Here is a 23,095-nt window from a genome sequence, read left to right as displayed (position 1 = left end):
ATCACGCGGGGCCGCCGGCTTAGGCTTGCGGGCCCGATACCATCCATCAATCTGACACGGTGCCGTCTCCGCCCTGGCGGGGAAGGGGCGCTCGAATGAAGGAGGCCATTGCATGTCCGACAAACTCAGCGGCGTGAGCATCCAGTTCGCCGAAGTCATGAAAGGCTACGTCAGCGCCGAAGCCACCACCTTCGAGGACGGCTATGCCGACGGCGAGCGTGCGGGGCATGCGCTCGCCCTGCATGTGACGGTGCGCATCGACGATCTCGGCGCATTCCTCGATGAAGCCGAGCATGCCGGCACGCTGTCCGGCCATATCGACTGCCCGCTGCTCGGCGGCATCTGCCCGGTGCAGTCCGGCACCTTCCGGTTGATGCCCAATACCGCCGATCGCGACCGCAAGGTAATGTACTACCAGGTTTACTGCACCACGCCGCAGGGGAAGGAATTCACTTTCGTCGGCAACAAGCAAGTGCAGCATGACGCGCCGCTCGATGCCTGGAAGGACACGACGACGCTGTACGTCAATGTCTATCGCGGACATGCCGACCCGGATACGCCTGCACGCGACCAGTTGCAGGCGACCGGCATCATCAGCCTCGGCCTGATGGATTTCATGCAGGTCTTGCGCGGGCTGCGCGCGACCGATCAGCGGGGCGAAACCAGCGTGTCCGGCCTGGTCGCCTTCGGCCGCTTCTTTGCCGGCAAGCTGTGGGATGTCTACGGACCGCACCTGCCGCCGGCGCCGAACCAGCCGCAGCGGCGTTACGCCAAATTTACCACCGAAGGCGTCACCGGCGCCGCCGTCAGCACGCATCCCTTCCTGACGGCTGACGGACTGCGTCTCGAACTCACGCGTTTCCACCGTGCCTCCAGCGAGGACGTGGTGCTGGTGGTGCACGGCCTCACCAGTTCCTCCGACATGTTCATCATGCCGGAGCACCGGAACCTGGTGCAGACGCTGCTGGACGAGGGCTACGGCGACGTCTGGACGCTCGACTATCGCGGCAGCTGCCGCTTTCCCTACAACCTGGCGCGCACCCGCTACAACTTCGATGACATCGCGCTGTTCGACCATCCCGCCGCATTGCAGGAACTGCGCCGCCATATCGGTCCGCAGCGGCGGGTGCATGTGATCGCCCATTGCGTCGGCGCCCTGACCATGGCGATGGGCCTGTTCGGCAAGACGGTCGAGGGAATTTCCAGCGCGATCCTGAACAGCGTCGCGCTGACGCCGCGCGTTCCGTCCTGGTCGAAGTTCAAGCTCGGCGTCGCGCCCTGGCTGTCGGATAACCTGCTCGGCATCGAATACTTCAATCCTTCGTGGCGCCGGGAAGCAGGGTTGTCGATCGGCAAGCTGATCGCTTGGGGAACCGACTTCGTGCACCAGGAATGCGATTCGCCGGAATGCCACATGCTCAGCTGCATGTGGGGCAGCGGCAAGCCTGCCCTGTTCAACCACGCCAACATGCTGCCGGTGACGCATGACCGTCTGGGCGATCTGTTTGGCGGCGTCGGGGTGCATTACTACCGGCATGTGCACAAGATGGTGGAGAGCGGCAACCGGGCGGTCAAGTTCGATCCGGGCAATCCGCGATATGCGGCACTGCCCGACGACTACACTGCGCATATCGCTGCCCAGCCGACGCCCATCCTGCTGCTCCAGGGGCAGGACAACCGGGTATTCGCCGACTCCAATATCCATTGCCATGAATTGTTGGAGCGGCATGCACCCGGCCGTCACAAGCTGCACGTGGTTCCAGGCTACGGGCACCAGGACATGTTCATGGGCCGCAACGTGGCCGAGGATGTTTTCCCGCATCTGCTGGCGTTCCTGAAGGAGCACAGCCGCGGGGAGCCGAGCCAGGCAGCTCTGAACCATCCAGAGCCCCGCCTGGCGGAGCAGGGCACTGCGGAGTACAGCCATGTCTGATGCGAGCAGGCCCGACCTTCCTCCCGGTCTCGTGCTCTGGCCGACGGATGCAGACCCGGGCAACCGGCTGTGCGTGCTGATCAGCGACATCCATTGCACCGACTGCACGGTCGGCAACCAGACCGCCTCGGAAACCGACTGGCAGCTGTTCTTCGAGCAGCTGGAATTCGCCGTGCGCAATCCGGGCGACAGGGCCGACACGCCCGCCGACCAGCGCATTGATGAACTCATCCTGATCCTCAACGGCGACATCGTCGACCTGATCCGCACCAGCAAGTGGGCAGAGGCCGGCGTCTATCCCTGGCAGCGCAATGATCCCCGTTTTGCGCAGATCGTGCTCGACATCATGCGCGACATCGTGCGCATCCATGCCTGCAAGCGACCCGAAGAGAGCGGGCAGCCGTATTCCGGCTTCTTCTACTGGATGCGCAAGAGCCTGGGCGGCCTGCGCGGCAAGGGCGTCAAGGTGACCATCGTGCCCATCGTCGGCAACCACGACAAGGAACTGCAGGTGGTGCCGGCAGCAAGGCAACTGTTCTACGAGGAATGCCTCGGCCTCACCGCGCTCGATATCCCGGATGCCTACCGCGCCTGGGTCGGCGCGCAGCTGGGTACGGCTCGCGATGAAATGTATCCGATGCTGCCGTTCTATCTGGCCGACCCGCGCCTGCGGCTGCTGGCCACGCATGGCCAGTGGCGCGACGCCGACAATGCGCGGGCTACTGCCGGCTGGAAGCCCGGAGACGGCTGGACGCCGCAGCAATGGCAGCAGGAAGGTTACCGGGCTTTCAGCGATCCCTGTTTCGGCGATACGGTGGCCGCCGGCATGCTGTCGCACTTCATCTGGTGCGCCGCCAAACATATCAACCCCAACTTGCCTGGCGCGAACAGATTGTGCAATCTGCTCGACGAAATGGATCTCTACCGGCCCTCCGTGTCGGCTGTGGTGAGGCTGCTGTCGGAATCGCGAAAGCTGGCACGCAAGGATCCGCAGGCTAGGGGCTTGCACGACACCATGCTTACCTGTTTCCGGGACAGCCTGGTACTGTGGCTCGGCCATCCCGAGACCTGGAACAGCGCATGGCGAAGCACCCGCTTCGGCCTGCATGTGCTGTCTATATTGACAAGACTGAAATGGTACTGGCTCGACATGGCGCTGATGCGGCTCATGGCCAAGGTGCAGGAACCGGAAACTGATATTACTGCGCGAGCCCTGTTCGGATTGCCGGCTTTCACGCAGCACTACCGGGAACTCGGCTTGAGGCTGCATGTTGAAGGGCACACGCACGTGGCGTTGGAAGCGGACCTGCAATGCAGCAAGCCTTCGCCCGATCGCAATAATTTCACCTATGTCAACCTCGGCGCCTGGCGCGATGCCATCCTGCGCAAGCGCAGCCGCGGCTTTCGCCGCCGAGGAATCGGCCGCGCGCTGTTCATTTTCGACCTGGCGCGCATGGGAGCCGAGTATCCCGACGCCTACCGCTTCTACACCCGCGACATGATCAGCTGGGGGGACCGTCTCGACACCTGGTAGGCGCAATGTTCGAAACTGCTGGCATATGCGCACCAGCCGGCGTATTGTTGAGGAAAGGCAAGTTTCGCCGACAAGCCGGCAGCGATCGGCAAGGAGGAGCAGATGAGCGTCAGCGTCACTTTCAGCAGTACCCACCGGATTGCATTCGCATCGGATTTTTTCATGGCCCGCCGTCCGGTGGTCGACCGGTCGCGCAAACTGACTGCCCATGAGCTGCTGTTCCGGGAAGCCGGTTCCCGGCCTGCGCTCGACGCATCCGGCGAAGAAGTGCCGGCCAGTGCTTCTGCCATCGCGGACGTCATCAAGTACGGCATGACGCGCGTACTCGGCGACTTGCCCGGCATGCTGTGCATCGACAGCATTGCCCTCGCAAGCGACATCTTTACCTTGCTGCCGGCCGACCGCTTCACGCTGGTCCTGACCGAAATGCCGGCCGCCGGAGCCGAACTGCGTGAACAGCTCGCCGCGCTGAGGCAGCGCGGCTATCGTTTTGCGCTTGCGGTCAGCAGCCAGACCCAAGGCATCGGCGAAATGCTCGACCTCATCGACGGCGTGCGCATCGATATCACCGGGCGTTCCGCCGGCGAGCTGAGCCGCTTCTGCGCCGGCTTTCGCATCCACCGCAAAAAACTGCTTGCCGAACGCGTCGAAACCCTGGACCAGTACAGTCTTTGTGCCGGCCTCGGTTTCGACGCCTTCCAGGGTTACTTTTTCACCGAACCTCATTTGCAGGGCGGGGCAAGGCTGTCACCGACGCAGACCGCCATCATGGAACTGCTGGACCTGCTGGCGTCCGATGCCCCGGATGCCGCGATCGAGCACCGGATCAAGTCGGATATCGCGCTCGGGCTCAACCTGCTGCGTCTGGCCAACACGCCGGCCGTCAGTACGCTTCGTATCGACTCGCTGCGCCAGGCGCTGATGGTGCTTGGGCGCAATCAGCTGCAGCGCTGGCTGCAGGTCATGCTGTATGCGGACCACGGCGGCATGGCCGCCGGCGCGGAGGTGCTCGCCAGACAGGCCACCACCCGCGGCAGGCTGATGGAACTGCTGGCGCAAAAGACCCGCCCCGGCAACCGCAGCCTGGCAGACACGGCGTTCACCATCGGCATCATGTCGCTGATGGACACCCTGTTTTCCATGCCCATGGCGGAGATCCTGGAACAGATTCCGGTGGCCGACGACGTAAGCGATGCGCTGCTGAGGCGGGAGGGATATTTCGGCCGGCTGCTGGAAGTGGCCGAGTGCGCCGAATGGCGGCAGGCCGATGAGCCGCGCCTGTGCGCATTGCTCGGCGAACTGCAGGTCTCCTGCAAGGATCTTTACGTGATGCAACTGCTGGCTTTCGAATGGAGCGATCAGGTGGCAGCCAGTTTCCGCTAGTCCCGGAGCCTTTAGAACTAATCTTCCTGCATGCCATCCTAACAATATCCGTTCTGTTACAGGAGCCGAGCATGCAACAAACCAGCAAGCCGCAGCAACCGCATCCCAATGCCGACAGGCCGGCGCCGGGCAGCCTGGAAGACCTCAATGTCACCGCGCCGTACACGTCCGATGCGTCAGGCGGCGCAGATACGGATGAAGACCGCGGGCAGCCGGAGACAGATGCCAATAACCGCGAACGGAGAGGTCTCGAAAACCAGAGCGTGACCAAGCCGGCACCGATCGATGTGGAACGGCGGCAGTAATCACCGTCCCCGCATTGCTTATTTCTTCGATACCCAGGGATTGCCCTCGATATAAAAGCGCAGGTCCGCTTCCGCCCATTCCTTGGCATAGGCCACGCCGACGCGCGGGCACGTGACGATGTTGAAATCCCGGGTATTGCCGGGATCGGCGATATAAAAGTTCTCGCTCAGCAGATCATGTCCGTTCAGGCTGCGGTCGATGCGGAGCGCACGGCACAGCAGCCCCGGTCCTTTCGTATTCCCCTCGACATGCTCGACCGGCTCCAGCGCGCGCAGCAGCACGGCGGCGCCGTGTCCTTCCGCTTCGGTGACGACGTTCATGCAGTGATGCATGCCATAGATCAGATAGACATAGGCATAGCCCGGGGGACCATACATGATGGATGTGCGCGGCGTGATGCCCTTCGAGGAATGCGAGGCGAGATCATGTGCACCGAGATAGGCTTCGGTTTCGACGATGCGTCCGCGCATCGCGATGCCGTCGCGCACATGCACGAGATGCATGCCGAGCAGGGCGCGCGCAACTTCGGTGGTGTCGCCGGCGTAGAAGTTGCGCGGCAGCTTCTTGAGGCGGGGGCGGCGTGGTGGGGGAGTCGGGGGCATGTGGTTGTGACCATGGCGGGTGGAACGAGTTGTCGGAACTGAGATTGCGCAAGGGTGAGGATTGCCGATATGTTTCTTTATGCTTCGGTAATCAGCTAGAGCGCTTTTGGCTTGACTGGATTGGCTTGACTGGGCTCGGCGAGGCCGAGGTGATTTGCCTGCGGAACAAGGCATGGCGACGCGACATGGCGAGCTCGGTGCCCCCGGGCCATGGCAAGGAGGACTCGGCGTCCCCACACAACGCAGTGCCGCTAGCGAATCGCTCGGGATCGACACTACAGTCAAGCCGAAAGCGCGCTAGCGTCGAGGCATCGTCCGCCCCCTCCCCTTCAAGGGGAGGGTTGGGGTGGGGATGGGGGTCAGCGACGTCATTTAACCCATCCCCCTCCTAGCCTCCCACCTCGCCGGCCGCCCTTGACAGGGGAGGAACATACTTTACTGTTCCACTGCCCGGCCCTCCGGCCGTCTAAAAAACACCTCCTACCAAGTATCAATAAACGGCCGCTTCTTCCCCGCCCGCGCCGCCGCCGGCGGACACGAACGCAAGCCCCGCAGCAGCCAGCGGCGCGACTCTTTGGGATCGATCACATCGTCAATCTCCAGGAATGACGCCATGTTGATTGCCTTGCCCTGTTCATACGACTGCGCCACCATCTTCTCGAACATGGCCTTGCGCTCGTCGAGATCGGCGACCGCTTCCAGTTCCTTGCGGTAGCCCAGACGCACCGCGCCTTCCAGCCCCATCGCGCCGAACTCGCCGCTCGGCCAGGCGACGGTGAAGAAGGGTGCATGAAAGCTGCCGCCGGCCATGGCCTGCGCGCCGAGGCCGTAGCCCTTGCGCATGACGATGGTGAAGAAAGGCACGTCGATGCTGCCGGCGGTGACGAACATGCGGGACACATGCCGCACCATCGCCGTGCTTTCCGCGTCGGGCCCGACCATGAAGCCCGGCGTGTCGCACAGCGAAACGATAGGGAGGTCGAAGGCATCGCAGAGCTGCATGAAGCGCGCCGCCTTGTCCGCCGCATCGGCATCGATCGCGCCGCCGAGATGCATGGAATTGTTGGCGATCAGTCCGAATGGACGGCCCTCGATGCGTACCAGCGCGGTAATGATGCCCGTGCCGAACTGCTGCCGCAGCTCCAGCACCGAATCCCTGTCGGCCAGCGTCTCGATGACCTTGCGGATGTCGTAGGAGCGCAGCCGGTTTTCCGGAATCAGCCGGCGCAGTTCACGCTGGTCCGCGCACTCCCATTCCGCAAGCGTTCCCTGGAAGTAGGACAGGTATTGTTTCGCCACGCGCACCGCCTCTTCCTCATCCCTGACCACCACGTCGATCACGCCGTTGGGAGCCTGCATGCTGACCGGGCCGACTTCCTCCGGCTGGAAAACACCAAGCCCGCCGCCTTCGATCATTGCCGGCCCGCCCATGCCTATCGTTGAGTTCTCGGTGGCGATGATCACATCGCAGCAGCCGAGGAACGCGGCATTGCCGGCGAAGCAGCGGCCGGAAACGATGCCGACCCGCGGCACCAGTCCGCTCAAGCGGGCGAAATTGATGAAGGACATCACGTCGAGACCCGCCACCAGCATCGCATCGGTATCGCCGGGCCGGCCGCCGCCGCCTTCGGCGAACAGCACCACCGGCAGCTTCCATTCCTGCGCCAGCTGGAACATGCGGTCGGTCTTCTTGTGGTTCATCATGCCCTGCGTGCCGGCGAAGACCGTGTAGTCATAGGACATCACCATGCAGCGCGACTTGTCGTCGCCGAACTGCGCACCGTTGACGCTGCCGATGCCGGCGACCAGGCCGTCGGCCGGGCTGATGCGTATCAGCTCCTCGATGGAGCGGCGCCGCCGCTGCGCCGCCAGCGCCAGCGCACCGTATTCGATGAAGCTGCCGGCGTCGCACAAGTCGTCGATGTTCTCGCGGGCCGTCCGCTGGCCGGTCTTGCGCCGCTTCGCGACCGCGTCGGGACGCTGGGTATCGAGACCGATCGCATGCCGCATCAGCGTTTCTTCCAGGTCGGGCCGCAAGCGGTCGAGGTCAGTCTCCTCCTCGCCGCCGTGATGCGCCGCGTCGACTTCCGCCGGTTCCAGATAGAGCAGGGTCTGGCCGAGCCCGACCACGTCGCCGCGTGCGGCAGCGATCAGTCGCACGATGCCGCTGGTTTCGGCCTTGACGATATGTTCCATCTTCATTGCTTCCAGCACGGCGATCTGCTGCCCGGCATGCACCTGCTCGCCTTCGGCGACGTCGATGGCGACGACCGAACCCTGCATGGGCGCAACTGCTGCCAGGGTTCCGGGCGGCGCATCGGGCTCCACTTTTTTATGAGCCGATGCGCCGGCGTGGCCAGGCGAGGAGGTAACATAAAGTGCAGGATGCGCATCCCCGCTCTCGGCAAGCAGGTCCGTCATGTGCGTCTCGACAAACCGGGTATCGACGCGGTTGGCTTGTACGTCAGGATGCCGCAGCAGGCTTTGCAGGAACGGAATATTGCTCTCCACGCCTTCAATGCGGAACTCGCACAGCGCGCGATACGCCTTGGCCGCCGCTTCCGCAAAGCTGCCGGACGCCAGGTGCGTGATCTGCTTGGCCAGCAGGGAATCGAAGCTCGGGCTGGTCGTGTAGCCGGCATAGGCAAAACTGTCGACCCGGATGCCGGGGCCGCTCGGCGGTTCGAACACGGCCAGCGTGCCTCCCGCCGGACGCGCACCGCCGTCGGGCATCATGGTTTCCATGTTGATGCGCAGCTGGATCGCATGGCCGCGCGGCGCCGGCATGTTTTCCTGCAAAAGCCCAAGTTCGCGCAGCGACTGGCCGCCGGCGATGCGCAGCTGCGTCTTGACGAGATCGATCCCGGTCACTTCCTCCGTCACCGTATGCTCGACCTGCAGGCGCGGATTCGCTTCCATGAAGCTGAACGGGGCATCGTCTCCCGCGCCGCCGGAACCAGCAATATCGACCAGGAATTCGAAGGTGCCGAGGCCGCGATAGCCGACCGATGCGGCCATGCGCAGCGCGGCATCGATGATGCGCTTGCGCAGTGCGGGCGTAAGCGATGGGCTGGGCGCGATCTCGACCAGCTTCTGGTTGCGCCGCTGCAGGGTGCATTCGCGCTCCCACAAGTGGCTGACCTCGCCGCTGCCGTCGCCGATGATCTGCACCTCGATGTGGCGCGCACTGCGCACCAGTGCTTCCGCATACAGGTCGCCGTTGCCGAAGGCGGCCAGGGCTTCGGACTTGCAGCGGGCATAGGCTTCCTCGATGCCGGCCAGGTCATGCACCGCACGCATGCCGCGTCCGCCGCCGCCGGCCAGCGCCTTGATCATGATGGACGCATTCGGCCCAAGCCCTGCCATGAAATCACGGACCTGTTCAACGCTCGCACCGCCCGGGGTGCCGGCGACAACCGGCACCTGCTGCCGCACGGCGAGACTGCGCGCCTGCGACTTGTCGCCGAACAGTTCCAGCACTTCCGGCTGAGGACCGACGAAATTCAATCCCGCTTCCGCGCAGCGGCGGGCAAAGCCGGAATTCTCGCTGAGGAATCCATAGCCGGGATGCACCGCATCGCAGCCCGCTTCCCTGGCAAGGGAAACGATCTGTTCGATGTCGAGGTAGGCAGAGGTGCCTCTGCCTCGTAGCGGGCGGGCTTCATCCGCCTTGCGCAGGTGCAGCGAGGCGGCATCATCTTCGGAGTAGACGGCTACCGTACGGATGCCGAGTTCGGCCGCCGCACGGGCGATGCGGATGGCGATTTCACCGCGGTTGGCGATGAGCAGTGTGTGTATTGTCATTGTGGTTGTCTGTGCGGAGCAGGCCGGGTGGTTCAGGCGCCGGCGGGACGGCGCATCTTGCATTCGGTCGGGAGCGCAAGGTCCTTGCCCTCGACTGCGGTTTCGGTACGGAAGCCGTAACTGGTGCCCTCGACGCCGAACTTGACCGTCTTGTTATCGACCGCGGCGACCGTGGAAACGATCTGGGGCAGCAGGAGCTGGTGATCTTCCTTGCGCATCGTGACGTCGCCCACGATGGAGGCGTAAGTCATTCCTTCCAGCGCCAGCGCGATCTTGAGCGGCGATGCCGATTTCGCCTTGTTGATGGCTGCCGCGACGATGCGCGGGGTCATGTCCATGCGCGGCGCGAGGAAGGGCTTGTTGAAGCGCTGCTTGTAGGCCGCCGCCACCGGCGCCACCTTGGGACTCTCGATGTTCTGGTGCCATTCGCCGACCCAGGTGAGCTGGCCGAGCTTGGCTTGCGATACCGCGAACACGGCGCCGGGCAGGGCGCCGGCACTGTGATTGATATAGCGGAGGTTCATGCCGGAATCGGCAGCCGACTTGAGCAGAAGGTTGAGGTCGCTGCCCCAGTTGCCGGTGATGACTGTGTCCGCGCCGCTGGCCTTGATCTTGGCGACATAAGGAGAAAAATCCTTCACCTTGCCGATTGCATGGAAGTCTTCGCCGACGAACTGCACGTCGCTGCGCGCCGTGCTCAGCATTTCCTTGCCCAGCCTGGCCCAGACGCGGCCGTGCGCATAATCCTGGTTCAGAAGATAGACCTTCTTGATGTCCTGCTTTTCCTTCATGAACCCGGTGAGTGCCTTCATCTTCATCGCGGTGTTGGCTTCGGTGGTGAAGTGCCAGAAGCTGCAGTTTTTGCCGGTGAGGTCGGGGTCGATGGAAGAGTGATTCACGATCAGGATCGCCTTGTCCGGATTGCGCTCGTTGTGCTTGTTCGCCGCCTCGACCATCGCACTGACCGCCGACGAACCGGACCCGCCCGTGAATACCACCTTGGCGCCGGCATCGATGGCGGCCTGCAGCGCCGTCAGGCTTTCCTGTGCCGACAGCTTGTTGTCGAGCGTCATGAGTTCGAGCTTGCTGCCGTTGAGCACGCCACCCTTGGCATTGATGTCGTCGATTGCGAAGCGGATGTGCGACAGCATGAGTTCGCCGACATCGGCGAAGGGACCGCTCAATGGATCGATGAAAGCGACCTTGATGCCTTCCTGCGCTGCTGCCTGCGGCATGCTGACGATGCCGAGAACGCCGAATGCCGCGACGGCGATGCCTGCTACTGTCTGTTTCATGACTGTCTCCTTGTCGTTGTGTAGGTGCTTGCACCGGTAGTGATGTCGATAGTTATTCTGGTGCGGCGCGCGCCTTTCTCGGTTTTGCAGCGCTGGTGCGGCTTGCCTGCCGTCTGGCGCCCGCGATCTTGAGCAGGATGCGAGTCATTTCCTCGACCATGTCTTGCGGAGCAAGGCGGCCCTCAGGCTTGTACCAGGTGTACATGAAGCCGGCGATGCTGCCGATGGACAGCGCGGTCAATTTGGCATCGTCGAAATCGAGCTCGCCGTCGTCGCGGGCTTCTTCGAGCAGAGCACGGAGTTCGCTGTAGAAGCGGCGCGCCATCGTGCGCAGTTTTTTCAGGAACGCCGGCCGCAGCGCGCCGCCCTCCCGGTAGGCAAAGGTGCCCGACTTGAAATAGACAATGTTGGCAGTGGCAAAGCGATGCAGGCCTTCGCGCAGCCGCTCGATCGCCGGACGGGCGTCGGCGGCATCGAAATGCATGGACGTCAGGCAGGCATGCGAGGCGCGCCAGCAAAGGGTTTCGAAGATATCGTTCTTGCTTTGAAAGTAGTAGTACAGAAACGGCTTGGTCACGCCGAGCTCATGCACGATGTCCGAAATCGTCGTGACGGTAAAACCCTTGCGGTAAAAGAGATCTTCCGCCACCTGTAGAATATGCTCGCGCTTCTGGCCGTGCACGTCTTCCGACATGGTGCGGCGTGCAGCCGCACGCGCGGGCTGTCGCGGCTTCGATGCCCGGGGTTTCCTCGTTGTCTTGTCTTCTGTTCGAGCTTCCATGGACGCGTACGCAGCAATGCCAAGCAAAAATATACCAACCGGTATAAAGTTTATACCGGTTGGTAGCCGAGGTGTGCGAGCCGGGTGACGCGTTGATTCATATCAAGACGCGGCGAACCGCGCAACGACATGCTGTTGAACCGGAATACGCTGCCAGGCATGGCGTAAACGGCAGAAGAGGAGACTTCGCATGAACACGATTCCCTATTTGCAGGAAGAAAAGCCGCTGCATGAATATCTGCGCCAGCACGCTCGCTCGCAGCCGGACAAGGCTGCTTATGTCTGGTATGGCGCAAGCCTGAGCTACAGTCAGGTTGACGACATGAGCGACCGCTTCGCCGCCAGGCTAGACAGCCTCGGCGTGAAGAAAGGCGACCGCGTGGTTCTCTTTCTCAACAATTGTCCGCAATACGTGATAGCGCATTTCGGCATTCAGAAGCTGGGTGCCATCGTCAGTCCCTGCAGCCCGCTCTTCAAGAGGCACGAGCTCGAATACCAGGTGTCGGATGTCGGCGCCGAGGTGATTGTCGCTGCCGATACGCTCCATCCGGTCGTGCAGGAAGTCATGGACAAGACGCCGCTCAAGCATGTGATCCTGACATCCTACGGCGATCTGCTGCCGCAGGAGTCCACCGTCGATGTTCCGCCGGAAATCCGTACACCCAAAGCCTCGGTTCCCGGTACGCTGGATCTGCTGCAATCGCTCAATGACATGCCGGCGCCGCCGCGTCCCGAACTGTCGATGGACGACGTGGCACTGATGACCTATACCTCCGGCACGACCGGCATGCCCAAAGGCGCAATGCTTACCTATCGCAACGCGCTCTACAAAACGGCCTGCGCCACCTTTGCCGCCGGCGTGGACGGCGATACCGTGACGCTGGCGATTGCGCCGCTGTATCACATCGCCGGCATGCTGATGGGCCTGAACGTGACCGTCTACAGCGGCGCGACCGCCATCCTGATGCATCGCTTCGATCCGCGTTCGGTACTGCAAGCCATCGACCGCTACAAGGTCAGCCACTGGTACAGCATCGCGCCGATGAACGTGGCGGTGATGCAGGTGCCGGATGCAAGGGACTACGACCTGCGTTCGCTGAAGGTCAATCCCTGCACCAGCTTCGGCATCACATTGACCGAGCCATTGGCGGAACAGTGGCGCGACTTCACCGGCGGCTGCCAGACCTTCGAAGCGGCGTACGGTTTGTCGGAAACCCACACCTGCGATACGTACACGCCGCGCGACGCGGTCAAGTGGGGCACGCAGGGACGGCTGATGCCGGGCGTGGAATGCCGCATCGTCGATCAGGACAGCGGTGCGGTCCTTCCGCCGGGTCAAATGGGTGAAATCACCTTGCGCAGCGCGGGCAACTTCAAGGGTTACTGGAACAAGCCGGAAGCCACCGCCGCCACCTTGCGCGACGGCTGGGTGCATACCGGCGACATGGGCAAGCTGGATGAGGACGGCTACCTGACCTTCAGCGGCCGCTTCAAGGAAATGATCAAGGTCTCAGGCTACAGCGTATTTCCGGAAGAAGTGGAAACCATCCTGATCAAGCATCCCGCAGTGCGCCAGGCGGCGGTGATCGGCGTTCCCGATCCGAACAAGGGCGAGGTCATCAAAGCGGTCATCGTGCTCAAGCCGGACGCGGCCGGGACATCGGCGGAGGACATCATCCAGTGGAGCCGCGAACAGATGTCGCCATACAAGGTGCCGAAGTCGGTTGAATTCCGGTCGGAACTTCCGGCGACCGGTACGGGCAAGGTGCTGCGGCGATTGCTGAAGGACTAGCGTCCGAGAGTTGCAGCCAAGACAGAGGAACCGGTGCAAGGTGAACCATTTCAGCACCGCTTTCGAAACCAGGCATTGAATATGCTTGAGGCGATGCGACGCGGATATGAAAAATTCCGCCCACCTATGCCAATGCATTATTCATGGATCGTCATTCATCATCGACTGCTCAACGGCCACGCAACAGTCGTATCACCGTCGCCGAACAAGCCGCGACTTCATCCTCTGCGCCGAGCGGAACGCAGAAAGTCATCTATGCAGCAATCCTTGCCAACGCCGGCATCGCCATCTCGAAATTCATTGCCGCGGCCGTGACCGGGAGCGCATCGATGGTGGCAGAGGGCATTCACTCTGCCGTCGATACCGGCAATGAATTACTGCTCCTCATTGGATTGCGCCGCAGCATGCAGCGTCCCGACTCGGCGCATCCTTTCGGCTATGGCAAGGCCCAGTATGTCTGGGCAATGATTGTTGCATTGTCGATATTCACGCTTGGCGGAGGCGTGTCGATTTATCACGGCATATTAAGCCTGCGCGATCCTCATCCGATCGAGAATCCGTTCTGGAGCTACCTGGTCCTGATTGTCGCAGCAGCTTTCGAGGGCTATAGCTGGCTAGTATCGCGCAAGGAACTCGCACAGCGCCGCCGCGATGGTGAAAATCTCTGGCAGACCGTGCGCAGGAGCCAAGACCCGGCGGTATTCACGGTATTCATCGAGGACAGCGCTGCGCTGGTCGGTATTGCCATCGCACTGGCCGGCATCGGCCTCGGGCAATTGCTGGACAATCCCTACATCGATCCTTCTGCGTCGATCCTGATTGGCTTGGTATTAATATGCGCCGCCATCATCCTCGCGCGGGAGATCGGCGGACTCATCATCGGCGAAAGCCTGGACAAGGAAACGCTGGATCAGGTGCGCCAAACCGTACTGCGCGAACCCGACGTTGAACTGGTCGGGCGACTGCTGAGCATGCAGCTCGGTTCCGAGCAGGTGTTACTGGTTGCCGAAGTGAGTTTCAAGCGAGGTATGCGGGTCGAGGAACTGGACCAGGCAATCTCCCGGCTCCAGCACGCGGTTTCATCCAGCTTTCCTGTCATCACCAAGGTGTTCTTCGATGCACTGGAGCGGTAGCTTGGCATTCCTGCGGGCGGGAGCCTCCGGCAACCCGATCCCATGACTGCTGTGCCTGCTGTGCCGTTGGAATGACACGTCGCCTGCAGCGGGTGTGGATTTTTTACATGCCTTGCCTTGCGGTGGTTAACGCCGACCATAGGCGCGCAATTTCCGGAAACGGAAAAATGACGGCCCGGTACGATCCGCTGCGATCGATACCGGGCCGCGATGCCGTCGGCAAAAAGCTGGTCAGGCCAGCTGCGCCGCGTACTGCTCCAGATGCGTATCGGTGTTCCCGAACTGCAGCTCGATCGCCATCAGGCGCTTGAAGTAATGGCTGACGTCGAGTTCATCGGTCACGCCCATGCCGCCGTGCAGCTGGACCGCCTGCTGGCCGACATAGCGGCACGCCTGGCCGATCACGACCTTGGCTGCCGACATTGCACGCTGGCGCGCCTGCAGATCGGGATCGGCGCAGCGCACTGCCGCGAGATAGCTCATCGAGCGAGCCTGCTCGATATGCAGCACCATGTCGGCCATGCGGTGCTGCAGTGCCTGGAACTTGGCGATCGGCTGGCCGAACTGCTTGCGGTTGCGGGTGTATTCGACGGTGGCGGCGAGCAGCTTGTCGAGCGCGCCCACGGCTTCCGCGCACACGGCGGCCAGCGCGAAGTCGAGCACATCGGCCAGCTTTGCTTCAGCATCCTCGGCGCCGTTCAGGCGTGCATCGGCGGGAACGAAGACCTGGTTCAGCCAGATATCGGATGCCGGTACGCCGTCCACGGTGCGATAGGGCAGCTTGCGCAGACCCGGCGCGTCGGCCTGCAGGCGAAATACGGCAAGCGGACCTTCCTCCCCGGCCTTGCCGATACGTGCCGTGACCAGCAGCGCATCGGCGGAAGCGCCGTGCGCGACCACGCTCTTGTGGCCTGTGATCAGATAGCCGTTGCCGACCGGCCAGGCGCGGGTCTGGATATCCATGCGGTCGAAGCGGGTCTGCGGTTCTTCATGTGCGAGCACTGCGATTTTTTCGCCGGCCGCGAGTGCAGGCAGCAGCTCGGCGCGCTGCGCTTCGTTGCCGAGTGCGGCGATGGTACGCGTCGCCATCACGGCGCTGGCGAGATAGGGTTCCAGCAGCAGGCCTTCGCCGACCGCGTTCATCACCAGCATGTTGTCGACGGCGCTGCCGTTGAGGCCGCCTTCTTCCTCCGGCACGTTCAGCGCCAGCAGGCCGAGGTCGGCCAGGCCCTGCCACACGTCCCGGCTGAATCCCTCAGGCGATTTTTCCTTGATCTGCCTGCGCGCTTCGAAGCCGTAATCCTTGGCGATGAAGCGGCGGGTGGTGTCCTGCAGCATCTGCTGTTCTTCGGTATAAGTAAAGTCCATTGCGTGCTCCTACAGGCCAAGGATCATCTGCGAGATGATGTTCTTCTGGATTTCGTTCGAGCCGCCGTAGATCGACAGCTTGCGCATGTTGAGGTAGTTGGCGGCCAGCGGCGTTGCATAGAACGGCCCCACGGCGTCGCCCTGGTAGCCGGCGGCCATGGCATCGCGACGCAGCGGCAGCGCATAGGTGCCGACGGCCTGCACCAGCAGTTCGGTGATGGCCTGCTGGATCTCGGTGCCCTTGATCTTCAGGATCGAGGCTTCCGGTCCCGGCGCGCGATGCGCGGCTTCAGCTGACAGCACGCGCAGGTTGGTAATTTCCAGTGCAGTCAGGTCGATCTCGACCTGGGCAATGCGCGACGCGAACAGCGGGTCCTTGATCAGCGGCTTGCCGTTCTTGGTCTCCAGCGTGGCGATGCGCTTCAGGCGCGCGATCTCGCGCTTGGCGATGCCGATGCCGGCGATGTTGGTGCGCTCGTGGCCGAGCAGGAATTTCGCATAGGTCCAGCCGGCATTCTCTTCGCCGACGCGGTTTTCCACCGGCACGCGCACGTTCTCGAACCAGACTTCGTTGACTTCATGCGCGCCGTCCATCGTGATGATGGGGCGCACGGTGATGCCGGGCGTCTTCATGTCGATCAGCAGGAAGGAAATGCCGCGCTGCGGCTTCACTTCGGGGTCGGTGCGCACCAGGCAGAAGATCCAGTCCGCATACTGGCCCTGCGTGGTCCAGGTCTTCTGGCCGTTGACGACGTAATGATCGCCTTCCAGCACGGCACGGGTCTTGACCGAAGCCAGGTCGGAGCCGGAGCCCGGTTCCGAATAGCCCTGGCACCACCATTCGTCGGCCGACAAAATCTTCGGCAGGAAGCGCTCCTGCTGCGCCGGCGAGCCGTACTGCATGATGACGGGCGCCACCATCTTCAGGCCGAAGGGGACCATGCGCGGCGCGCCTGCTGCCGCACATTCTTCCTCGAAGATGTATTGCTGTGCCGCGCTCCATCCGGTGCCGCCGAATTCCTTGCGCCAGCCGGAGCCGCCCCAGCCTTTCTCATGCAGGATCTTCTGCCAGCGGATGTAATCCTCGCTGTGCAGGATCAGGCCGTTGAGCACCTTGTGCTGAATGTCCGCCGGCAGGGAGCTGGCGACGAACTCGCGCACTTCCTGGCGGAAGGCGAGTTCTTCGGGGGAGAAATTAAGGTCCATGTGTGCCTCTGGTGTTCTTGTTTAAGCCTGAGCCGCAGCCGATCTGATGCTGATAATGAGGATCAGAATGCCGCGATGCCGGTCTGCTCGCGTCCGAGGATCAGCGCATGGATGTCGTGCGTGCCTTCATAGGTGTTGACGACTTCCAGGTTGACCATGTGGCGGATCACGCCGAATTCATCGGAGATGCCGTTCCCGCCCAGCATGTCGCGCGCCATGCGCGCCACGTCCAGTGCCTTGCCGCAGGAATTGCGCTTCATCATCGAGGTGATGGCCACTGCGGCGGTGCCTTCGTCCTTCATGCGTCCCAGGCGCAGGCAGCCCTGCAGGCCCATGGTGATCTCGGTCTGCATGTCGGCCAGCTTCTTCTGGATCAGCTGGTTGGCGGCCAGCGGCTTGCCGAACTGCTTGCGGTCCAATACATACTGGCGTGCGGTATGCCAGCAGGATTCCGCGGCGCCCAGCGCGCCCCAGGCGATGCCGTAGCGGGCGGAGTTGAGGCAGGTGAACGGGCCTTTCAGGCCGCGCACTTCCGGGAAGGCGTTCTCTTCCGGGCAGAACACTTCATCCATGACGATCTCGCCGGTGATCGATGCGCGCAGGCCGAACTTGCCGTGAATCGCGGGCGCGCTCAGGCCTTTCCAGCCTTTCTCCAGCACGAAGCCGCGGATCGCGCCTTCATCATCCTTCGCCCAAACCACGAATACGTCGGCGATCGGTGAATTGGAAATCCACATCTTGCTGCCGGTCAGGCTGTAGCCGCCCTGAACCTTCTTGGCGCGGGTGACCATGGAGCCCGGATCGGAACCGTGGTTAGGCTCGGTCAGGCCGAAGCAGCCGATCCATTCGCCGGTGGCCAGCTTGGGCAGGTACTTCTGCCTGGTCTCTTCATTGCCGAATTCGAAGATCGGCACCATCACCAGCGAGGACTGCACGCTCATCATCGAGCGGTAGCCGGAATCGACGCGCTCGACTTCGCGGGCAATCAGGCCGTAGGACACATAGTTCAGGCCCGGGCCGCCGTACTGCTCCGGAATGGTCGGGCCGAGCAGGCCGAGTTCGCCCATCTCGCGGAAGATCGCGGGGTCGGTCTTTTCATGGCGGAAGGCTTCAAGCACGCGCGGCTGCAGCTTGTCCTGGCAATAGGCGTTGGCGGCGTCGCGCACGGCCCGTTCGTCCGCGGTGAGCTGTTCGTTGAGCAGCAGCGGATCGTCCCAGTGGAATTGAACTTTGTGGCTGGACATGATGATCTCCGATCTTAAAGGCTTACACTTTTTCGATGACGACGGCCAGACCCTGGCCGACGCCGATGCACAAGCTGACGACCGCATAGCGGCCGTTGCGGCGGGCGAGTTCGCGGCTGGCGCTCAAGGCCAGGCGCGCACCCGATGCGCCGAGCGGATGGCCGATCGCGATCGCGCCGCCGTTGGGATTGACGCGGCTGTCGTTGAAGTCGATCTCCAGCAGCTTCAGGCAACCGAGCACCTGGCTGGCGAAGGCTTCGTTGATCTCGATGATGTCCATGTCGGACAGGCTCAGGTTCGCACGCTGCAGCGCCTTGCGGATCGCATAGACAGGGCCGACGCCCATGATGCGCGGCTCGACGCCGGCGACCGCCGCCGACAGGATGCGCACCATCGGCGCCTTGCCCACCTGTTCGCCCGCGGCGCGGCTGCCGACCAGAAGCGCGGCGGCGCCGTCGTTGATGCCGGAGGCATTGCCGGCGGTGACCACGCCGCCTTCGAACAGCGGCTTGAGTTTTTCCAGCGTGGCGGCGGTGGTTTCGGGACGCGGATGCTCATCCTTGTCGACCAGCACCGGCGGCGTCTTGCGGCTGGTCGGCACGCTGATCGGATGGATCTCGCCGGTGTAGAAGCCGTCCTGCAGCGCGGCGTGGTATTTCATCTGCGAAGCCAGTGCGAAGGCATCGGCCTGCTCGCGGGTGATGCCGAATTCATGCGCGACGTTGTCGCCGGTTTCCGGCATGGTGTGCCCGCCGTACTCCTTGGTGACCTTGGGATTGGGGAAGCGGGCGCCGATGGTGGAATCGAACACCTTGAAGTCGCGGCCGAAGGCGGACTCGGATTTGGCGACGACGAACGGCGCGCGCGTCATGCTCTCGACGCCGCCGGCGATGAACAATTCGCCTTCGCCGCAGGTGACAGCACGCGCCGCATCCATCACGGCGGCGAGTCCGCTGGCGCACAGGCGGTTGACCGTCTGGCCGCCGATGGTCACCGGCAGGCCGGCCGCCAGCAGCGCGTTGCGCGCGACATTGCGGGCGTCTTCGCCGGCCTGGTTGGTATCGCCGAGGATGACGTCCTCGATCTGCTCCGGCTTCCACGGGTTGCGGGCGACGACGGCGCGCATGACTTCCGCCACCAGGTCGTCGGGGCGTACCGCAGCCAGGGCGCCGCCGTGGCGGCCGATGGGTGAACGCAGGCCGTCGTAGATGTAAGCGTCGAGCATGGATCAGATCTCCTTGTGATGTAGTGAGAGGCCGAGCAGGGCGCGACGCTGCAGCCAGGGGCTGGGGCGATAGCGGCTGTCGCCGGTTTGCTGTTCAAGATTCTTCAGAATGGCGAGCACGGTGCGCGGCCCGAGCTGATCTCCCCAGGCGAGAGGGCCGAGCGGATAACCGAGGCCGAGCGTCACGGCGCGATCGATGTCCTGCGGATCGGCGATGCCTTGCTGGGCGATCTCGCAGGCGATGTTGACGATGTGCGCGACCACGCGCTGCGACACCAGGCCGGCGCTGTCGCGGATCACGCTGACCGGCGTGCCGGTGGCGCCGAACAGGCCGCAGGCCATGGCGAGATACTGCGCATCGGTGGCCGGCGTAGTCATGAGCACGCGGCGCCGGCTGGCATCGAACAGGGCTTCGACGCCGACGGTGCGGCGCGCATCCAGGTTCTCGCGCACGCAGCAGGTAGTGGCGTCTTCGCCCAATGGAGTAACCACGCAGAGAGCGGATTCGCTGGGGCGATCGCCCGACTCCTGCGTTATGCCGGCGGCTGCAATCAGAACGGCAATGCGTTCGGCCAGTTCGGGGCGCTCCTGGCTGAGCCAGACGCTGCCCGGCTTGGCGGTCGGCTGCTCCGCTTCGGCGATGGTTTCCTTCTTGCCGTCGGCGCCGTAGCGGTAGAAGCCGTGGCCCACCTTCTTGCCGAGCGCGCCCGCAGTCAGCATCTGGCGCGTATGCACCTGCGGACGGAAGCGCGGTTCTTCATAGTACTGGTGATAGATCGACTCCATCACCGGATGCGAAACATCGAGGCCGGTCAGATCAAGCAGTTCGCAGGGTCCGAGACGGAAGCCGGCGGTATCGCGCAGGATGTTGTCCAATGTCGGCACCGAAGCGACGCCTTCGGCCAGCAGGCGCAGGCCTTCGGTGCCGTAGCCGCGTCCCGCATGATTGACGATGAAGCCGGGTGTGTCCTTCGCACGCACTGCAGTGTGGCCCCAGTGCTTGCCGAGCGCAAGCAGGTAGTCGACCACGCCGGGATCGGTGAGGAAACCGCCGATGGCTTCGACGATCTTCATCAGCGGAACCGGGTTGAAGAAATGGAAGCCGGCGACACGCTCGGGATGCTTGAGTCCGGCGGCAATGGCGGTGACAGGCAGGGAAGAGGTATTGGTGGCGAGGATGGCGTCGGCGGCAACGATGCCTTCCAGCGAGGCAAACAGCGCCTTCTTGGCATCGAGGTTTTCCACGATGGCTTCGACCACCACATGGGCGCCGGCCATGTCTTCAATGCCGGCGCACACCTCAAGCCGTTCTCCCGCCTGCTTCGCCGCACCGGCGTCGAGCTTGCCCTTGTCGGCCAGCTTGCCGAAGGTAGCGATCAGCTCTTCGCGCGCTGCTGCGGCGGCGCCCTCGCGGCCGTCGTGCAGGCGCACGCGGGCGCCCGACAGTACGGCGATCTGCGCGATGCCGCGTCCCATGATGCCGCAACCAATCAGTCCGACAATCAAATCCGGCGAAGTCGGCGCCGGTCGCGATCCTGTCTCCATCCTTATCTCCTCAGATTTGGAATAAAGTTCTGCAGTGCAGAAGAAAAATCGTTAAAACGGAACTGTATGTGTTTGCCTACATGATGTCAAGAAATCGCTTCATCGAATTCCGCAGTGCTTTACCAATGGAATCGGTTTCCGTCCTGGAAATACCGCACTCATTTTCAACCGGAATACTCGCAGGAATTTGAAGATTATCGTGCCGTCCTGCATAGCAGAACAAAATTCTGCATATTGATTGCATTTCAATTTGCTGTATGCCACTATTTCGGCCAGTACGCATGTATCGCCGGTTCGGGCCTTGTTCAGGCTCGGACCACAGAAGGAGACCAGATGAACCATGTAGTCAACCAGCCGGGCAGTCCATGCCGCATCCACGAAGTCTTTCAACCTTGGACCGCAAGCTACCCCGATAAGCTCGCGCTCGCCGACGGCGAAAGGCGGCTTTCCTATGCTGAACTTGGGGCGGCAGTGGAACAGACTGCGGAGCGATTGCGCAATGCCGGCGTGCGCGCCGGCGACAGGGTTCTGCTGGTGGCCGAGAACTGCGTGGCATTGGCTGTCTGCATCCTGGCGGTCAGCCGTCTCCAGGCATGGTCGGCCACCGTGAATGCGCGCCTGTCGGCACGCGAGATCGACAATTTTCTATCCCATTCCGGTGCACGTCTCGCGCTTTACTTCAGCGCCGTCTCGCCGCAAGCCAAGGCCCATGGGGAGCAGCGCGGTGCGAGGGCAGAGGAGTGGCCGGCCATCGGCGGGCTGATGGTCGGACCCAGGAATGAATCCGCGGTGCCGGAACCGCTGGAAGACGACGGCGCGAAGCAGGTGGCCGCCATGGTGTACACCTCCGGCACGACCGGCGCGCCGAAGGCCGTCATGCTGACGCACGCCAACCTGCTGTTCATCGGCGCCAACAATTGCCGCATGCGCAAGCTGGTACCGGCCGATGTGATTTACGGCGTGCTGCCGCTGTCGCATGTCTATGGCTTGTCGGCGCTGCTGGTCGCGGCCCTGCTGGGCGGCGCATCGCTTTACCTGGTGGCGCGTTACCAGCCGGAAGCGCTTGCCCATGCGCTTGCCAATGATGGCATTACCGTCATGCATGGCGCACCGGCGATGTATGCCAAGCTGCTGGAATGGAGCGAAAGCAGCGGAACGCCCCTGCGTGCGCCGGCGCTGCGTGTCGCCCAGTCGGGCGGCGCGCCGCTGACCATGCCGCTGAAGCAGGCGTTTGAAAAAGCCTTCGGTCTGATCCTGCAGAACGGCTACGGCATGACCGAAGCCTCTCCCTCGATCTGCCAGACCCGCCTGGAAGCGCCGCGCAGCGATTGCTCGGTCGGACAGGTCATCCCGGGCGTCGAGATCCGTTTGAACGGCGCCGAGGAGAGCGACGAGGGCGTCGGCGAATTGTGGGTGCGCGGGCCGAACGTGATGAAAGGCTATTACCGGGCGCCGGAACTGACTGCCGAAACGGTCACGCCCGACGGCTGGCTGCGAACCGGCGACCTTGCCCGCGTGCAGGAGGACGGCGCAATCGCGATCGTCGGCCGCAGCAAGGAGCTGATCATCCGCTCCGGCTTCAACGTCTATCCCATCGAGGTGGAGCAGGTGTTGAATGCCTACCCCGACGTGGTGCAGTCTGCGGTGGTAGGCCGCACGGTCGAGGGCAACGAGGAAGTGGTGGCCTTTGTCGAACGCGCGCAAGGCAGCGATATCGAGCTGGAAAGCCTGTATGCGCATTTGAAAGCCAACCTGTCGCCGTACAAGGTTCCATCGGAAGTCGTCGTGCTCGATCAGCTGCCTGCGGCGGCCACGGGCAAGATTCTGAAGAAGGAGCTGCAGCAGCGGGCGCAGCGGGGGCATGCCTGATATGTATGCCAGTGCGGCACCAGATGTTGCGCATTGATGTCGCCGATTGTGCTATGGCACTGCGATGCCGGATAA

Annotated in this window: 16 protein-coding genes; 7 read left to right on the top strand and 9 right to left on the bottom strand. The window is 63.0% G+C overall.

Going from position 1 to position 23,095, the window contains the following annotated elements; translation table 11 throughout:
- Nucleotides 1-112: 112 nt before the first annotated feature.
- The 4 genes from IGW03_RS15220 (at nt 113) to IGW03_RS15205 (ending at nt 5,155) form a co-directional block, all read left to right on the top strand.
- Nucleotides 113-1,933, top strand: a complete 1,821-nt coding sequence (locus IGW03_RS15220; protein WP_194723411.1) for an alpha/beta fold hydrolase — start codon at nt 113-115, stop codon at nt 1,931-1,933.
- Nucleotides 1,926-3,467: a hypothetical protein gene (locus IGW03_RS15215; protein WP_194723410.1), complete on the top strand. Its 1,542-nt coding sequence runs from the start codon at nt 1,926-1,928 to the stop codon at nt 3,465-3,467. Before IGW03_RS15220 ends, IGW03_RS15215 begins: the two co-directional genes overlap by 8 nt.
- Before the next feature lie 102 nt (nt 3,468-3,569).
- Complete coding sequence (locus tag IGW03_RS15210) at nt 3,570-4,850, top strand: EAL and HDOD domain-containing protein (RefSeq protein WP_194723409.1); 1,281 nt, start codon at nt 3,570-3,572, stop codon at nt 4,848-4,850.
- Between the two features lie 71 nt (nt 4,851-4,921).
- Complete coding sequence (locus IGW03_RS15205; RefSeq protein WP_194723408.1) at nt 4,922-5,155, top strand: hypothetical protein; 234 nt, start codon at nt 4,922-4,924, stop codon at nt 5,153-5,155.
- An 18-nt stretch (nt 5,156-5,173) separates the two neighbouring features.
- Here the strand turns inward: IGW03_RS15205 and IGW03_RS15200 are convergent, their stop codons facing one another.
- The 4 genes from IGW03_RS15200 to IGW03_RS15185 all read right to left on the bottom strand — a co-directional run bounded on the left by IGW03_RS15200 (nt 5,174) and on the right by IGW03_RS15185 (nt 11,638).
- Nucleotides 5,174-5,758: a DNA-3-methyladenine glycosylase gene (locus IGW03_RS15200; RefSeq protein ID WP_194723407.1), complete on the bottom strand. Its 585-nt coding sequence runs from the start codon at nt 5,756-5,758 to the stop codon at nt 5,174-5,176.
- Nucleotides 5,759-6,238: 480 nt separating this feature from the next.
- Complete coding sequence (locus IGW03_RS15195; protein ID WP_194723406.1) at nt 6,239-9,562, bottom strand: carboxyl transferase domain-containing protein; 3,324 nt, start codon at nt 9,560-9,562, stop codon at nt 6,239-6,241.
- A gap of 32 nt (nt 9,563-9,594) precedes the next feature.
- Nucleotides 9,595-10,857, bottom strand: a complete 1,263-nt coding sequence (locus IGW03_RS15190) for a branched-chain amino acid ABC transporter substrate-binding protein (RefSeq protein ID WP_194723405.1) — start codon at nt 10,855-10,857, stop codon at nt 9,595-9,597.
- A gap of 52 nt (nt 10,858-10,909) precedes the next feature.
- Nucleotides 10,910-11,638 carry a TetR/AcrR family transcriptional regulator gene (locus IGW03_RS15185; protein ID WP_194723404.1) on the bottom strand — a complete coding sequence of 243 codons (729 nt, stop codon included), beginning with the start codon at nt 11,636-11,638 and terminating at the stop codon, nt 10,910-10,912.
- Between the two features lie 190 nt (nt 11,639-11,828).
- Between IGW03_RS15185 and IGW03_RS15180 the strand changes: the two genes are divergently transcribed.
- The gene (locus tag IGW03_RS15180) at nt 11,829-13,430 is read left to right on the top strand and encodes an AMP-binding protein (RefSeq protein WP_194723403.1); all 1,602 of its coding nucleotides are present in this window, start codon (nt 11,829-11,831) and stop codon (nt 13,428-13,430) included.
- 143 nt (nt 13,431-13,573) lie between these two features.
- Nucleotides 13,574-14,563 (top strand): cation diffusion facilitator family transporter, encoded by a 990-nt coding sequence (locus tag IGW03_RS15175; RefSeq protein WP_194723402.1) that lies wholly within the window; start codon nt 13,574-13,576, stop codon nt 14,561-14,563.
- Between the two features lie 231 nt (nt 14,564-14,794).
- On the opposite strand, the gene IGW03_RS15170 is transcribed toward IGW03_RS15175, so the two are convergent.
- The 5 genes from IGW03_RS15170 to IGW03_RS15150 all read right to left on the bottom strand — a co-directional run bounded on the left by IGW03_RS15170 (nt 14,795) and on the right by IGW03_RS15150 (nt 21,151).
- Nucleotides 14,795-15,931, bottom strand: coding sequence for an acyl-CoA dehydrogenase family protein (locus IGW03_RS15170; protein ID WP_194723401.1), 1,137 nt, complete (start codon nt 15,929-15,931; stop codon nt 14,795-14,797).
- A 9-nt stretch (nt 15,932-15,940) separates the two neighbouring features.
- Nucleotides 15,941-17,137 (bottom strand): acyl-CoA dehydrogenase family protein, encoded by a 1,197-nt coding sequence (locus IGW03_RS15165; protein WP_194723400.1) that lies wholly within the window; start codon nt 17,135-17,137, stop codon nt 15,941-15,943.
- A gap of 62 nt (nt 17,138-17,199) precedes the next feature.
- Nucleotides 17,200-18,381 carry an acyl-CoA dehydrogenase gene (locus IGW03_RS15160; protein ID WP_194723399.1) on the bottom strand — a complete coding sequence of 394 codons (1,182 nt, stop codon included), beginning with the start codon at nt 18,379-18,381 and terminating at the stop codon, nt 17,200-17,202.
- Between the two features lie 22 nt (nt 18,382-18,403).
- Nucleotides 18,404-19,606: a 3-oxoadipyl-CoA thiolase gene (locus IGW03_RS15155; RefSeq protein ID WP_194723398.1), complete on the bottom strand. Its 1,203-nt coding sequence runs from the start codon at nt 19,604-19,606 to the stop codon at nt 18,404-18,406.
- Between the two features lie 3 nt (nt 19,607-19,609).
- A complete protein-coding gene (locus IGW03_RS15150) occupies nt 19,610-21,151 on the bottom strand; it encodes a 3-hydroxyacyl-CoA dehydrogenase (RefSeq protein WP_194723397.1) in 1,542 nt (513 codons plus the stop codon).
- Between the two features lie 333 nt (nt 21,152-21,484).
- On the opposite strand from IGW03_RS15150, the gene IGW03_RS15145 reads away from it, so the two are divergent.
- Nucleotides 21,485-23,020, top strand: coding sequence for a class I adenylate-forming enzyme family protein (locus IGW03_RS15145; protein ID WP_194723396.1), 1,536 nt, complete (start codon nt 21,485-21,487; stop codon nt 23,018-23,020).
- The last annotated feature ends 75 nt before the right edge of the window (nt 23,021-23,095 follow it).

Source organism: Noviherbaspirillum malthae (assembly GCF_015352985.1).
GTDB lineage: Bacteria > Pseudomonadota > Gammaproteobacteria > Burkholderiales > Burkholderiaceae_D > Noviherbaspirillum > Noviherbaspirillum malthae.
The sequence above is the reverse complement of the archived record's forward strand: the minus strand, read 5'-3'. Positions and strand labels throughout refer to the sequence as shown.

Coding starts and splice junctions, on each gene's coding strand:
- IGW03_RS15200 (WP_194723407.1), bottom strand. CDS start 5,758: ATGCCCCCGACTCCCCCACCACGCCGCCCCCGCCTCAAGAAGCTGCCG.
- IGW03_RS15160 (WP_194723399.1), bottom strand. CDS start 18,381: ATGTCCAGCCACAAAGTTCAATTCCACTGGGACGATCCGCTGCTGCTC.
- IGW03_RS15185 (WP_194723404.1), bottom strand. CDS start 11,638: ATGGAAGCTCGAACAGAAGACAAGACAACGAGGAAACCCCGGGCATCG.
- IGW03_RS15215 (WP_194723410.1), top strand. CDS start 1,926: ATGTCTGATGCGAGCAGGCCCGACCTTCCTCCCGGTCTCGTGCTCTGG.
- IGW03_RS15170 (WP_194723401.1), bottom strand. CDS start 15,931: ATGGACTTTACTTATACCGAAGAACAGCAGATGCTGCAGGACACCACC.
- IGW03_RS15180 (WP_194723403.1), top strand. CDS start 11,829: ATGAACACGATTCCCTATTTGCAGGAAGAAAAGCCGCTGCATGAATAT.
- IGW03_RS15165 (WP_194723400.1), bottom strand. CDS start 17,137: ATGGACCTTAATTTCTCCCCCGAAGAACTCGCCTTCCGCCAGGAAGTG.
- IGW03_RS15190 (WP_194723405.1), bottom strand. CDS start 10,857: ATGAAACAGACAGTAGCAGGCATCGCCGTCGCGGCATTCGGCGTTCTC.
- IGW03_RS15195 (WP_194723406.1), bottom strand. CDS start 9,562: ATGACAATACACACACTGCTCATCGCCAACCGCGGTGAAATCGCCATC.
- IGW03_RS15150 (WP_194723397.1), bottom strand. CDS start 21,151: ATGGAGACAGGATCGCGACCGGCGCCGACTTCGCCGGATTTGATTGTC.
- IGW03_RS15220 (WP_194723411.1), top strand. CDS start 113: ATGTCCGACAAACTCAGCGGCGTGAGCATCCAGTTCGCCGAAGTCATG.
- IGW03_RS15155 (WP_194723398.1), bottom strand. CDS start 19,606: ATGCTCGACGCTTACATCTACGACGGCCTGCGTTCACCCATCGGCCGC.
- IGW03_RS15210 (WP_194723409.1), top strand. CDS start 3,570: ATGAGCGTCAGCGTCACTTTCAGCAGTACCCACCGGATTGCATTCGCA.
- IGW03_RS15175 (WP_194723402.1), top strand. CDS start 13,574: ATGGATCGTCATTCATCATCGACTGCTCAACGGCCACGCAACAGTCGT.
- IGW03_RS15145 (WP_194723396.1), top strand. CDS start 21,485: ATGAACCATGTAGTCAACCAGCCGGGCAGTCCATGCCGCATCCACGAA.
- IGW03_RS15205 (WP_194723408.1), top strand. CDS start 4,922: ATGCAACAAACCAGCAAGCCGCAGCAACCGCATCCCAATGCCGACAGG.